The sequence below is a fragment of the Leifsonia sp. NPDC058292 genome, from assembly GCF_042880955.1.
GTDB lineage: Bacteria > Actinomycetota > Actinomycetes > Actinomycetales > Microbacteriaceae > Leifsonia.
Window position 1 is genome coordinate 24,348 of the sequence record NZ_JBHVYL010000005.1, and the last position, 13,456, is coordinate 37,803.

The 13,456-nt window shown below is 68.2% G+C and carries 10 protein-coding genes; all 10 read right to left on the minus strand.

From position 1 onward, the window contains the following. Positions 1-66: 66 nt before the first annotated feature. The gene (whiA, locus tag ACFVWR_RS05050; protein WP_387208658.1) at positions 67-1,047 is read right to left on the minus strand and encodes a DNA-binding protein WhiA; all 981 of its coding nucleotides are present in this window, start codon (positions 1,045-1,047) and stop codon (positions 67-69) included. 56 nt (positions 1,048-1,103) lie between these two features. After that, entirely contained in the window at positions 1,104-1,979 is an 876-nt protein-coding gene (gene rapZ, locus ACFVWR_RS05055) for an RNase adapter RapZ (protein WP_387208660.1), read from the minus strand. A gap of 37 nt (positions 1,980-2,016) precedes the next feature. Continuing rightward, positions 2,017-3,996 (minus strand): excinuclease ABC subunit UvrC, encoded by a 1,980-nt coding sequence (gene uvrC / locus ACFVWR_RS05060; RefSeq protein WP_387208662.1) that lies wholly within the window; start codon positions 3,994-3,996, stop codon positions 2,017-2,019. Positions 3,997-4,021: 25 nt separating this feature from the next. Then, entirely contained in the window at positions 4,022-6,907 is a 2,886-nt protein-coding gene (gene uvrA, locus ACFVWR_RS05065) for an excinuclease ABC subunit UvrA (RefSeq protein WP_387208664.1), read from the minus strand. Positions 6,908-7,073: 166 nt separating this feature from the next. Next, positions 7,074-7,604 carry a hypothetical protein gene (locus ACFVWR_RS05070; RefSeq protein WP_387208666.1) on the minus strand — a complete coding sequence of 177 codons (531 nt, stop codon included), beginning with the start codon at positions 7,602-7,604 and terminating at the stop codon, positions 7,074-7,076. Beyond that, positions 7,601-8,941 carry a DUF58 domain-containing protein gene (locus tag ACFVWR_RS05075; RefSeq protein WP_387208668.1) on the minus strand — a complete coding sequence of 447 codons (1,341 nt, stop codon included), beginning with the start codon at positions 8,939-8,941 and terminating at the stop codon, positions 7,601-7,603. The genes ACFVWR_RS05070 and ACFVWR_RS05075 overlap by 4 nt, the downstream gene beginning before the upstream one ends. After that, on the minus strand, positions 8,938-9,975 hold the full coding sequence (locus ACFVWR_RS05080; protein WP_387208670.1) for an AAA family ATPase: 1,038 nt from the start codon (positions 9,973-9,975) through the stop codon (positions 8,938-8,940). The genes ACFVWR_RS05075 and ACFVWR_RS05080 overlap by 4 nt, the downstream gene beginning before the upstream one ends. After that, positions 9,965-10,591, minus strand: a complete 627-nt coding sequence (locus ACFVWR_RS05085) for a hypothetical protein (protein WP_387208672.1) — start codon at positions 10,589-10,591, stop codon at positions 9,965-9,967. The genes ACFVWR_RS05080 and ACFVWR_RS05085 overlap by 11 nt, the downstream gene beginning before the upstream one ends. Then, positions 10,588-11,292, minus strand: a complete 705-nt coding sequence (locus ACFVWR_RS05090; RefSeq protein ID WP_387208674.1) for a DUF4129 domain-containing protein — start codon at positions 11,290-11,292, stop codon at positions 10,588-10,590. The genes ACFVWR_RS05085 and ACFVWR_RS05090 overlap by 4 nt, the downstream gene beginning before the upstream one ends. 92 nt (positions 11,293-11,384) lie before the next feature. After that, complete coding sequence (gene uvrB / locus ACFVWR_RS05095) at positions 11,385-13,451, minus strand: excinuclease ABC subunit UvrB (protein ID WP_387208676.1); 2,067 nt, start codon at positions 13,449-13,451, stop codon at positions 11,385-11,387. Between the last annotated feature and the right edge of the window lie 5 nt (positions 13,452-13,456).

The window sequence follows — 13,456 nt, forward strand, 5'->3', positions numbered from 1 at the left end:
GGGCTTCGAGCGACTTGTCCAGTCTACTGATCGCAACCGCAGAGACGAGCGGTTGCTTCCCGGACGCTACACCTCGTCGAGGTCTGCGGGGAGGTTCGCTTCGGTGCCGGGGATGCCGAGGTCGACGGCCTTCTTGTCCGCCATGGCCAGCAGGCGGCGGATGCGGCCCGCCACAGCATCCTTGGTCATCGGCGGGTCTGCGTGGTGGCCCAGTTCGTCGAGGCTCGAATCGCGGAAGTTGAGACGAAGCGCGCCCGCATAGCGCAGGTGCTCCGGCACGTCGTCACCCAGGATCTCGAGGGCACGCTCGACGCGGGCGCACGCGGCGACGGCGGCCTGGGCCGACCGGCGGAGGTTCGCATCGTCGAAGTTCACCAGGCGGTTCGCCGTCGCACGCACCTCGCGGCGCTGACGCAGCTGCTCCCAGTTCTCGACGGTCTGCTTGGCGCCCATGTTCACGAGCATCGCGCTGATCGCGTCGCCGTCGCGGATGACCACGCGGTGAACCCCGCGCACCTCCCGCGCCTTCGCCGCGACACCGAGGCGTCCTGCGGCGCCGACGAGCGCCATGGCCGACTCGTTGCCTGGGCAGGTGACCTCGAGGGCGGCGGAGCGGCCGGGATCGGTCAGCGAGCCGTGCGCGAGGAAGGCACCGCGCCAGACAGCGGCGAGCTCTTCCCGGGAACCCGTGGTCAAGCGATTCGGGAGGCCGCGGATCGGCCGGCGGCGCGCATCCAGGAGCCCCGTCTGACGAGCGAGGGTCTCTCCGCCGTCGAGCACACGCACGAGGTACTGACTGGTGCGGCGGAGACCGGATGCCGAGATCACGGACACCTCGCTGCGCACTCCGTACAGTTCCGCCAGGTCTTTACGGACGCGCCGGGCGAGCTCAGGGGTGTCGAGTTCGCTCTCCACCGCGATCCGGCCGCTGATCAGGTGCAGACCGCCGGAGAACCGGAGGATCGTCGCGAGTTCGGCTGCCCGGACCGTGGTCTTGCTGACCTCGACCTTCGTGAGTTCGTCTTTGACGTCGGCGGTGAGAGCCAATCGGGTTCCTTTTCTGTCGTCGGCCTAGGTGGGGCCGGATGTGTGTCTGGCCGGCATCATTCACGGCCGAGATCGCGGTGTTTGGTGTTCACCGCTATCCCTGGGAGATCTGACAAACGCGTGGCGAGCTCTTCCGCAATCGCCACGGAGCGGTGTTTTCCGCCCGTGCAGCCTACCGCGAACAGAGCGTGCCGTTTGTTCTCGCGCTGATAGCCGGCGATGACGGGAGCGAGCGCGGCGACGTACGCCTCGATGAAATCGGTCGCACCGTTCTGTTCGAGCACGTAGTCGCGAACGACGTCGTCGAGCCCGGTGAACGGCCGGAGCTCCGGATTCCAGAACGGGTTCGGCAGGAACCGGGCGTCGGCGACCATGTCGGCGTCGGGCGGCAGGCCGTACTTGAAGCCGAAACTCATGAGGGTGACCTGCACGCCGGCCGTGTTCTCGGCGGCGAAGGTCTCCGTGATGTTCGTGGCGAGCTGGTGGATGTTCAGGTCGGAGGTGTCGACGATGATGTCGCTCGCCTCCCTGATCTCCCGCAGCCGTGAGCGCTCGGAGACGATGCCGTCGAGGATGGTGCCGTCGCCCTGCAGCGGATGCGGCCGGCGCACCGCCTCGAAACGCCGCACCAGGGCCGCGTCGGTCGCCTCGAGGAACAGCACGCGCACCTTGGTCCCCTCGCGCAGGCTCTGGATCATGTCGCGAAGGTCGGTGAAGAAGTTGCGACCGCGCACATCCACCACTGCTGCGATCCGCGGCAGGGTCGACCCGGCCCGGTTCGCGAGCTCGATGAGGGGGCGGAGCATCTGCGGCGGCAGGTTGTCGACCACGTACCAGTCGAGGTCTTCGAGCGCGTTGGCGACCGTCGAGCGGCCCGCCCCCGACATCCCAGTGACGATCAGCACTTCCTGCTGCTCGTTGTCGGTCGTCATGGGTTTCGCTCCTCAGCTAGCCGGGTGTGGCCCAAGCCTATCGACTGGCGAGTCGCTCGTGGATGGTCTGCGCAAGTGCGGGGCCGATGCCGCGAACCTCGGTGATCTCCTCCGGGGTCGCCTTTCGCAACTGTGTCACGGAGCCGAAGTGTTTCAGCAGCTCTTTCACGCGCGACGGACCGAGACCCGGAATCTCCCCGAGAACCGAGGTGATGTCGCGCCGGCGCCGGGTGCGCTGGTAGGTGATCGCGAAGCGGTGCGCCTCGTCTCGGATGCGCTGGATGAGGAAGAGCGCGTCGCTGTTGCGGGGCAGGATGACCGGGAAGTCGGAGTCGGGAAGCCAGATCTCTTCAAGGCGCTTGGCGATGCCGGCGAGCTGGATGCCCTGCACCCCCGACTCTTCGAGCGCGCGCCGGGCGGCCGCCACCTGCGGCTGCCCGCCGTCGACGATGAGCAGGTTCGGCGGGTACGAGAACTTCTTGCGCCTCTTCTCGGCCGCGGCCTCCACCTCGGCATCGACGTCGACGGAGGGATCGTCGCCGCCCTCGGCGCTGGGCGCGACCGACTCGGGGGTGTCTGACTCGGCGTCGAGCTCCGGATTCTTCAGATACGCGAGGCGTCGGGTGATCACCTGATAGATCGACTCGGTGTCGTCGGTGGACTCGGGGATGCTGAACCGGCGGTACTGGTCTTTGCGGGGCAGACCGTCTTCGAACACCACCATCGACGCGACGATGTTGGTGCCGCTCAGGTGCGAGACGTCGTAGCACTCCATCCTCAGAGGCGCGTCGGTCATGCCGAGGGCATCCTGGATGTCGTTGAGCGCCTTGGAACGAGCGACGAAGTCGGAACTGCGCCGCGTCTTGTAGAGCACCAGCGCGTTCTTGGCGTTCATCTCGACCGTCTGCACGAGAGCGGCCTTGTCGCCCCGCTGGGCCACCCGCATGGCGACGCGACCGGAGAGAACGCCCCGCGGTGCGGACGGATCACCGATCTCACGGCGACGTTCGGTGAGCCATTCCTCCAACTCGACCACATCGTCGGGGAGCTCGGGCACCAGGATCTCCCGGGGCGGTGCGTCCGAGCCCTCGTAGGCGTTCTGCACCACCGTCTCCACCAGCTCGCCCAGAGACACGTCGAGCTCCTTGTCGACCACCCAGCTGCGCACACCGCGGATACGACCGCCGCGCACGATGAACTGCTGCACGGCCGCCGCGAGCTCGTCGTGGGCGATGCCGAACACGTCGGCGTCCACGTTGTCGGGCAGCACGACAGCGCTCTTGCCCATCGCGGCCTCGAGGGCCTGGATCGCGTCTCGGTGACGCGCCGCGGCCTCGTAATCCTGCTTGCCGGCGGCGTCTTTCATGCGGTCGGTCATCACCCGGATGTACTGGGTGTCGTTGCCCGCCATGAACGAGACGAAGTCTTCGGCCAGTTCGCGATGGTCTTCCGGGCTGATGCGGCCGACGCACGGCGCCGCGCACTTGCCGATGTCGCCGAGGAGGCACGGGCGGCCGGTGAGCTCGGCCCTCCGGTACACGCCGTCGGAGCAGCTGCGCATCGGGAAGGCCTTGAGCATCAGATCGACGGTGTCGCGGATCGCCCACACCTTCGTGTACGGGCCGAAGTAGCGCGCGTCTTTCTGCCCCCGATTTCGCGTGACCATCACCCTCGGGATGCGGTCGCCCAGCGTCACCGCGAGGTACGGGTACGACTTGTCGTCCCTGAACTGCACGTTGAACGGCGGGTTGAACTCCTTGATCCAGGTGTATTCGAGCTGCAGCGCCTCGAACTCGCTCGCGACGACCGTCCACTCGACCGAGGCCGCCGTCGTGACCATGCGCCGGGTGCGTTCGTGCAGGCTCCGCAGCGGCTGGAAATAGTTGCTCAGTCGCGCGCGGAGGTTCTTCGCCTTCCCGACGTACAGCACCCGGCGGTTCGGATCGCGGAAGCGATACACGCCCGGCTGCGTCGGGATCTCCCCGGCTTTCGGCCGGTAACTGACGGTGTCGGCCACGGCCCTAGTCTCCCAGCCTGCGCATCTACGCGGCGCCCCGGGCGCTGTCGGCCCCCTGCAGGATCTCCTTGAGGAAGTAGCCGGTGTGGCTGTCTGGAGACTCGGCGACCTGCTCCGGTGTGCCTGTCGCGATGACCATTCCGCCTCCGGCGCCGCCCTCGGGTCCCATGTCGATGATCCAGTCGGCCGACTTGATCACGTCGAGGTTGTGCTCGATCACGATGACGGTGTTGCCCTTGTCGAGCAGGCCGTTCAGCACGAGGAGAAGCTTGCGCACATCCTCGAAGTGCAGGCCCGTGGTCGGTTCGTCGAGAACGTAGACGCTTCGACCGTTGGAACGACGCTGGAGCTCGGTGGCCAGCTTGACGCGCTGCGCCTCGCCGCCGGAGAGCGTCGTGGCGCTCTGGCCGAGGCGGACGTAGCCCAGGCCGACGTCGACCAGCGTCTTCAGGAACCGGTGAATGGCCGAGATCGGCTCGAAGAACACGGCCGCCTGGCTGATCGGCATGTCGAGCACCTCGGCGATGTTCTTGCCCTTGTAGTGCACCGACAGGGTGTCGCGGTTGTACCGTGCTCCCCCGCACACCTCGCAAGCGACATAGACGTCAGGCAGGAAGTTCATCTCGATCTTGATGGTTCCGTCGCCGGCGCACGCCTCGCAGCGACCGCCCTTGACGTTGAAGCTGAACCGGCCGGGCAGGTAGCCGCGGGCCTTGGCCTCCATCGTCTCCGAGAACAGGGTACGGATGCGGTCGAACACTCCCGTGTACGTCGCCGGGTTCGAGCGCGGCGTGCGCCCGATCGGCGCCTGGTCGACGTGCACCACCTTGTCGAGGTTGTCGAGACCGGTGACCACCTTGTGCTTTCCGGGCAGCTTGCGGGCCCCGTTGAGCTTGTTGGCCAGCACCCGGTAGAGGATGTCGTTGACGAGCGAGGACTTGCCCGAGCCGCTGACGCCGGTGACGGCGACGAACGTGCCGAGCGGGAAGTCGACCGTCACCTTCTTGAGGTTGTTCGCCTCGGCGCCGACCACCGAGATCATGCGCTTCTTGTCGATCTTGCGGCGCTTCGACGGGATCTCGATCTCACGGCGCCCTGCGAGGTAGTCACCCGTGAGCGAGTCGGTGTTGTCGAGGAGGTCGTCGTAGGAACCGGAGTGGACCACGTGCCCGCCGTTGACACCCGCTCCCGGACCGATGTCGACGATCCAGTCGGCGGTGCGGATGGTGTCTTCGTCGTGCTCGACGACGATGAGCGTGTTGCCCAGGTCGCGCAACGCGATGAGGGTCTCGATGAGGCGCCGGTTGTCGCGCTGGTGCAGACCGATGCTCGGCTCGTCGAGCACGTACAGCACGCCGGTGAGCCCCGAGCCGATCTGCGTCGCCAGCCGGATGCGCTGGGCCTCTCCACCGGAGAGCGTCGCCGCGGCTCGAGACAGGTTGAGGTAGTTCAGCCCGACCTGGATGAGGAAGTCGAGTCGCACCTTGATCTCGCGCAGCACCTGCGCGGCGATCTTCTCCTCACGCGGGGTGAGGTGCAGCTTCTCCATGAAGGAACGCGCGTCGGAGAGGCTCAGCTCTGCCGCATCCGCGATGCTCGCGCCATGCACCAGCACGGCGAGGACCTCGGGCTTCAGTCGCTTTCCGCCGCAGACAGGACACGGCACCTCGCGGAGGTACTCCGCCCAGCGCGCACGCTGGGTGTCGGTCTCCGCCTGCACGTACTGGCGCTCGATGTACGGAACCACGCCCTCGAATCCCGAGGTGTAGCTCATCTCGCGACCGTAGCGGTTCTTCCATTTGACCTTGACCTCGAAGTTGTCGCCGCGCATGACCGCGTCGCGCACCTCCTGGCTGAGCTTCTTCCAAGGTGTCTTCAGCGAGAACTTGAGGTCGCGGGCGAGCCCGTCGAGCAGCTTCTCGTAGTACTGGAACAGCCCTTTGCCCTGGGTCGTCCATGGCACGATGACGCCCTCGGCGATGCTGAGGTCGGAGTCACCGAGGAGGAGGTCTTCGTCGACCGACATGCGCGTGCCGAGTCCGGAGCACTCGGGGCAGGCGCCGAAGGGGGCGTTGAACGAGAACGTGCGCGGCTCGATCTCGGTGAGCTGGATGGGGTGACCGTTCGGGCACGACAGCTTCTCGCTGAAGTTGCGCCAGGCATCCGGGCCCTCGAGGTCGACGTAGTTGACCTGCACCAGGCCATCGGTGAGTCGCAGAGCGGTCTCCAGCGAATCCGTCAGACGACCGAGGATGTCGGGGCCGGCGACCAGGCGGTCGACCACCACCGAGATGTCGTGCTTGTACTGCTTCTTGAGCGTCGGGGGCTCGCTGAGCTGGATCTGCTCACCATCCACCAGGGCGCGCGAGAAGCCCGACGCCGCGAGCTCCTTGAAGAGGTCGACGAACTCGCCCTTCTTCTGCGACACGACGGGGCTGACGATCTGGTAGCGCGTTCCCTGCTCGAGTTCCATGAGCTGGTCGGCGATCTGCTGAACGGTCTGGCGCTGGATGGGCTCGCCGCAGACGGGGCAGTGCGGCACCCCGATGCGCGCCCACAGCAGGCGCATGTAGTCGTAGATCTCGGTGATCGTTCCGACGGTCGAGCGCGGGTTGCGGTTCGTGGACTTCTGGTCGATCGACACCGCGGGGCTGAGGCCCTCGATGAAATCGACATCGGGTCTGTCGACCTGGCCGAGGAACTGCCGGGCGTATGCCGAGAGCGACTCGACGTAACGCCGCTGCCCTTCGGCGAAGATGGTGTCGAATGCGAGCGACGACTTGCCGGAGCCTGAGAGCCCGGTGAAGACGACCATCGAATCACGCGGGATCTCGAGATCCACATTGTGCAGATTGTGCACGCGCGCGCCCCGGACACTGAGGTGGGACCCGGTCACCTTTTTGATACTCACTCGATCAATTCTCCGCTATTCGTTGACGATGCCGGCTCGTGTTCGCCCACCGCGCATCGAAGATATGTTCGATTGTAGCGGCTCCCCATCGACCGCTGCGCTCGACCATGATCGAGGGCTCTCCCGGCACGCGGCGAGTCTATGCCGCACCACCGACATTGCAAGCTCAGGGCTCCTGTCGCCGCACCAACGGAGCGGCCAGGACGATGACGAGGGCGGCGACGCTCAGCCCGCCGACCACGGCGAAGACGGCGAGCGAGCGGCCGGTGCTGGCGCTCGTCAGCGCCAGCGCGCCGACGGCCACCGGCTGCACTGCGGCCTGGACGAGCAGCAATCGTCGCGCGCTCGGCCACAGCGCCGAGGGCTGCACCGTCGCAGAGGCACCGATGACGAGCATCCACGATGCGAGCACGTGCAGCGCGTTGGCGCCGGCGATCAGCGCGTAGATCCGCCAGTCGAGCACCGACGGATCCCGCCCGAGCGCGGTCAGCGCGAGAGCGCCGATCAGGAACCAGGCCGTCAGCCAGCGCGGGATGACCACCGCGGCCGCGACCAGCAGGAGCGAGACCGCGAGCCAGAAGCCCGGCTGCGCGAGGCCGATGCACAGCGCGACGGCGATGGCCGCGAACAGCACTCGCACGCTCCAGCCCGGAACGGCGGTCCCGAGTTCGGGCCTCGCCGGCGGCACGGCGCTCATCGGGGCCTCCTCGGTCGGCTCAGCACGCGAAGCGCCGTGTCGCGGTGCTCTCCCCCGCCGGTCTGCCAGCGCAGACGATCGACGCCCGCAGCAGTGAGGCGGCGGAAGCGCAGTTCCCGCTCGAGCAGCACGACACGCAGCGCGGAGCGTTCCCGGGTGCTGAGACCGCCGTCGTCGACCGTCGGAAGCACATCCACCGCGATCACCCGGTGCCCCGCCGCCCGCCACACGAGCGCGAGACGCAGAGCCTGCTCGTCGAGAAACGTCGACAGCACATACACGAGGGCGCCCGGAGCGAGCACGGGCGCTCGAACCCGGTCTCCCGCCGCGCCGTTCGGGCCGGTGAGCGACACCGCGCGGAGCACCCGCTGCAGATGACGTCCGCCGGCGCGCGGCGGGATCTGCCGGGCGACGGAAGCAAGATCGTCGAATCCCACCCTGTCCCCCGCCGCTGAATACGCTGTCGCCAGCGAGACCGCCGCTTCGCGGGCCAGGTCCTGCGAACCGACACCGAGTTCGGGATACTGCGCAGCCCAATCGGCGACGCGGCCCGTGAGGTCGTCACGACTGTCGAAGACGAACTGCACGGCCGCATCCGATGTCGCCATCGTGCGCCGCACGAACAGGTCTCCCGGCGACTGACCGCGACGCGCCGTCGCCTTCCAGTCGATGCGCCGGAGCCGATCCCCCGCGGTGAAGCGGTCCACATCGCGGAACTCGCCGCCGTCTCCCGCGCGGGCCGAGCCGTGCTGTCCCGTGAGGCCGATCAGCCTCGCCGGAAGAGGAAGGCTGCGCACCGGAACGACTCGCGGGCGAACGACCCGTGAGGCGACGCTCGGCGGCGTCGGGTCACTCACGATCGAGGCGTCGGCCCCCAGTATGCGCACCTCGGCGGCGACCAGCTGTTGCGGCCCGGAGTGGGCGAGCCGCACTCGTCCCGCGATCCGCCGCGCCGCTGCCACGGAGACGAAGGCGTGCTGCGGTGCCTGCCCACGGAGGGCCAGCCGGAGCTCGACGGCATCCGCCCTCGTCGTCGCGGCGACCCGCACCTCGGCCGTCGCATCGGCGCCATCGGTCGTCGCGGTGGTGCTCACGTCGACTCCGACGGTCTCGCCGGGCCGCCTGTCCCAGGCCCAGGCCGCCGCAACCACAAGAGGCACGCCGACGAGAGCCAGGTCGATCCTGGCCGTCACGAAGCCGACGCCGAGACAGGCGACTGCGACGATGACCCCGGCCGTCACGGCGGGGCTGAGGAGCCACCGACGATGGACCGGGGTCAGCGGCTCGGCCGGAGCATTCGGAGCCGTGGGGTCGGCCTGGCCACTCACGACGATCACACGCCCGCGGCGCGCTCGGGCTGCTGGGAGGCGCTCCGCGAGCCGACGACCGGCGGCCCGGGCACGGAGTTGACCACCTCGGTCACGACCTGGCTCGCCTGCAAGCCGCTCGTCCAGGCCTGAACGGTGAGCGTGAGCCGGTGCGCCAGCACAGGCACGGCGACGGACTTCACGTCGTCGGGGATCACGAAATCGCGACCCGACATCACCGCCCGCGCACGCGCGATGAGCAGGAGGCCCTGCGACCCGCGCGGCGAAGCTCCGACCTCGACCGAGCGGTGGCGTCTGGTCGCCGCGGCGATGGCGACGCAGTATGCCGCGATGTCCGGATCCACGTCCACCGCTTCGACGCCGGCTTGCATCGCCCGCAGGGTCGACGCGTCGATGACCGGTTCGACGGTGGCCCGTTCCCGACGCCGGCTCACCCGCGCCAGGAGCACCTGACTCTCGCCGGCCGCATCCGGATACCCGACGGCCAGCCGCACCATGAACCGGTCAAGCTGCGCCTCGGGCAGAGCGTATGTGCCCTCGTACTCGATCGGGTTCGAGGTCGCGACGACGTGGAAGGGCCGCGGGAGCGGGAAGCTCTGGCCCTCGACAGTCACCTGCCCCTCCGCCATCGCCTCGAGCAGAGCCGACTGCGTCTTGGGCGACGTGCGGTTGATCTCGTCGGCGAGGAACAGCCCGGTGAACACGGGCCCGGGTCGGAACACGAACTCGCTCGACGCCGGAACGTACACGTACGAGCCCGTGATGTCGGCGGGCAGCAGATCCGGCGTGCACTGGAGCCGGCGGAAGTCGAGGCCGATCGCTGAGGCGATGCTCCGCGCGGCGAGGGTTTTGCCGAGCCCGGGCACATCCTCGAACAGCACGTGGCCGCCGGCCAGGATAGCGGCGAGGGCGAGATCGAGCGCCGGGCGCATCCCCACGACCACAGTCGACACCCGGTGCAGAATGGCTTCGCTCAGCCGCTCGATCTCGGCGACGGGAAGTGCACGGATCTCGGACGAATCGACGGTTGTGTCAGCGGGCATCGGAGGGCTCCTTCTCGGGTGGGTCGTTCAGGGGCGCGACGGCGGCGCGCGCCGGGGCATCGGGCGTGGGTGCATCGGGCGTGGGGGCATCGGGCGCCGACGCCAGCGGCCCGGCGGGCGCCGCGGCGATTCTTTCGAGCGCGCGCACCGCGGATTCGTACAGCGCCGGTGTCGGCGACTCCGCACCGCGCCGGATCGCCCGCAGAGCCGTCGCGCCGAGCACGCGTTCGATCTCACGACGGTGTGCGTCGTTCTCGAGCTCCAGACCATGCAGCTCCAGCGCTTGGGCGGTGACCGTTCGCAGTCTCCGCACGGCCTCCGGGGCGACACCACGCCGCCGGGAGTGCAACGCCCAGCCGAGCTGCACGACATCCCGCCGGGCGCCGTCGCGCGGCTCGATCGCCGCGGGCGCCCAGTCGACGCGCGGTTGGTCGCCCACGAGGGCCAGCCCCAACGCCAGCGCGGCCACGACCGCGCCGAGTCCGATGGCGTGGGCGACATCCATTCCGAAGAACCAGCCGGCAACGCCGACCACGACCCCGGCCAGCACGCACAGGATGGTGCGCCGCCTCCGGGGCGGAACGAAGAGGGAAAGCCGGCCGTCGCGCGCGCTCACGCGCCACCCCGACGATCACTGGTCGTCCAGGATGCGCGCAACGATTCGAGCGACCGGCGCGCGGTGTCCACCTGCCCGGCGGTGACGGGAGCGTCTCCGAAGCGCGCTCTGAGGTAAAGGTCGAGCAGGGTCTTCGCCGCCCCACTGTCCGCGCCCACCCGCACGAGGATGCGCGCCGTGAACTCGCTCGGTGTCTCCGCTGCCAAGCGGCGGACGCCGGACTCCTCCGCCGCCTCTTGCAGACCGAGCCACGCCTGTTCGATCGCATCGCGCGGAACGCGTTCTTCGTCCAGGATGTCGATTGCGCGGTCGAGACCGCGCCGCACCTGCGGCGCATCAGGCTCCTCGGGAAGGGGAACCGTCTCGCCGAGCCCATCGACCTCGGCCACCACGATCTCCCGGTCGGCCTGGGCGAGACGTTTGCGGACGGCACGCCAGATCAGCAGCGCCACCACGGTGATCACGACCACCGCAGCCAGCAGGAACACCCAGGAGAGGTCGAGCACCGTCGTGTGCGGACGTGACAGCGGAGCGGGTGTCGCCGAGGCCCCGTTCGTGTCGACCACCGCGGGTGCGGTCGGCTGCGTCCACTGCGGGACCCACACCATGCGCCCGAACCGGGGCGCGCCCTGCACCGCGATCGCCACGACGGCGATCAGCAGAAGGCCCGAGCAGACCAGAACTGTGCGGTGTCGCTTCACCGCGTCACCGTTCTGCCACCGTCATCGAGCCCACACGACCACCGTAGCGCTGTCGCGGTGAAGCGCTCGCCCGGTGGCCCGCCCGGCACCTGTCAGCCCAGGTGGCCGGCCTTCTCCATCTGCCGAAGGTCGCGTTTCAGATCACCGAGCTCGTCGCGCAGCCGGGCGGCCAACTCGAACTTGAGTTCGCCCGCGGCCTGCAGCATCTGCTCGTTGAGGTCGGCGATGAGCGACTCGAGTTCGTTGGCGCCGTTCGCGGCGATGCCGCCCTTGCGCAGGTTCGGCGTCGGGCTCTTCTTGCGCGCCTCCCGCCCCGCGAGCATCTTGGCCGTGTCTGCGCCCTCGCGGGCCAGCACATCCGTGATGTCCGCGATCCGCTTGCGCAGCGGCGTCGGGTCGATTCCGTTCACCCGGTTGTACTCGACCTGCTTCTCGCGTCGCCTGTCGGTCTCCTCGATCGCGTTCTTCATCGAGTCGGTGAGCACATCCGCATACATGTGCACCTGGCCAGAGACGTTGCGAGCCGCGCGACCGATGGTCTGGATGAGCGAGGTCGACGAGCGCAGGAATCCCTCTTTGTCTGCATCGAGGATGGCGACGAGCGACACCTCCGGCAGGTCGAGACCCTCTCTCAGCAGGTTGATGCCGACGAGCACGTCGTAGAGCCCCGCGCGCAGTTCGGTCAGTAGTTCGACACGGCGCAGTGTGTCGACGTCGGAGTGCAGATAGCGCACCTTCACGCCGGCCTCCGCGAGGAAGTCGGTGAGCTCCTCCGCCATCTTCTTGGTGAGCGTCGTGACCAGCACGCGCTCGTCTCGCTCGACCCTCAGCCGGATCTCTTCCAGAAGATCGTCGATCTGGCCCTTGGTGGGCTTCACCACGATCTCCGGGTCGATGAGCCCGGTGGGGCGGATGATCTGCTCGACGATGCCGTCGGCGATCCCCATCTCGTAGCGGCCGGGGGTGGCCGAGAGGTAAACGGTCTGACCGACCCTGTCTTTGAACTCGTTCCAGCGCAGCGGCCGGTTGTCGAGCGCGCTGGGCAGTCGGAAGCCGTGTTCGACCAGGGTGCGCTTGCGGGACGAGTCGCCCTCGTACATCGCGCCGATCTGCGGAACGGTCACGTGCGACTCGTCGATCACGACGAGGAAGTCGTCGGGGAAGTAGTCGAGCAGGCAGTTGGGCGCCTCACCCGGCTGCCGGCCGTCGATGTGGCGCGAGTAGTTCTCGATGCCCGAGCAGAAGCCGATCTGCTCCATCATCTCGATGTCGAACTGCGTGCGCATCCGCAGCCGCTGGGCCTCCAGCAGCTTGCCCTCGCGCTCCAGCTCCACCAGCCTGTCGTGCAGCTCGGTCTGGATCGTGCCGATGGCTCGTTGCATCGTGGCAGGGCTCGCCGCGTAGTGCGTCGCCGGGAAGACCGAGACCGCGTCGACCTTGGAGATGATCTCGCCGGTGAGCGGGTGCAGGGTGTAGATCGCCTCGACCTCGTCGCCGAAGAGCTCGATGCGCACGGCGTGCTCTTCGTACACCGGGATGATCTCGATCGTGTCGCCGCGAACCCGGAACTTGCCGCGCGAGAAGTCGACGTCGTTGCGCTCGTACTGCATGCCGACGAAGCGACGGATGAGCTTGTCACGACCGACGTTCTCGCCGACCTGCACGGCGACCATGGCCTCCAGATACTCCTCGGCCGCACCGAGGCCGTAGATGCAGGAGACAGTCGACACCACGACGACGTCGCGGCGGCTGAGAAGCGAGTTGGTCGTCGAGTGGCGGAGCCGCTCTACCTCGGAGTTGATCGAGGAGTCTTTCTCGATGAACGTGTCTGTCTGCGGCACGTAGGCCTCGGGCTGGTAGTAGTCGTAATACGAGACGAAGTACTCGACGGCGTTGTTGGGCAGCAGTTCGCGGAACTCGTTGGCCAGCTGGGCCGCCAGCGTCTTGTTGTGCGCCAGCACCAGGGTCGGGCGCTGCACCTGCTCGATCAGCCAGGCCGTGGTCGCCGACTTGCCGGTGCCTGTCGCCCCCAGGAGCACCACATCCGTCTCACCCGCGTTGATTCGGGAGGCGAGATCGGCGATCGCCTGCGGCTGGTCACCGCTGGGCTTGTATTCGCTGACGACCTCGAACGGACGGACGGCGCGCGTGGGTTGCATGGTTC

Coding starts and splice junctions, on each gene's coding strand:
- rapZ (WP_387208660.1), bottom strand. CDS start 1,979: ATGACGACCGACAACGAGCAGCAGGAAGTGCTGATCGTCACTGGGATG.
- ACFVWR_RS05070 (WP_387208666.1), bottom strand. CDS start 7,604: ATGAGCGCCGTGCCGCCGGCGAGGCCCGAACTCGGGACCGCCGTTCCG.
- ACFVWR_RS05080 (WP_387208670.1), bottom strand. CDS start 9,975: ATGCCCGCTGACACAACCGTCGATTCGTCCGAGATCCGTGCACTTCCC.
- uvrB (WP_387208676.1), bottom strand. CDS start 13,451: ATGCAACCCACGCGCGCCGTCCGTCCGTTCGAGGTCGTCAGCGAATAC.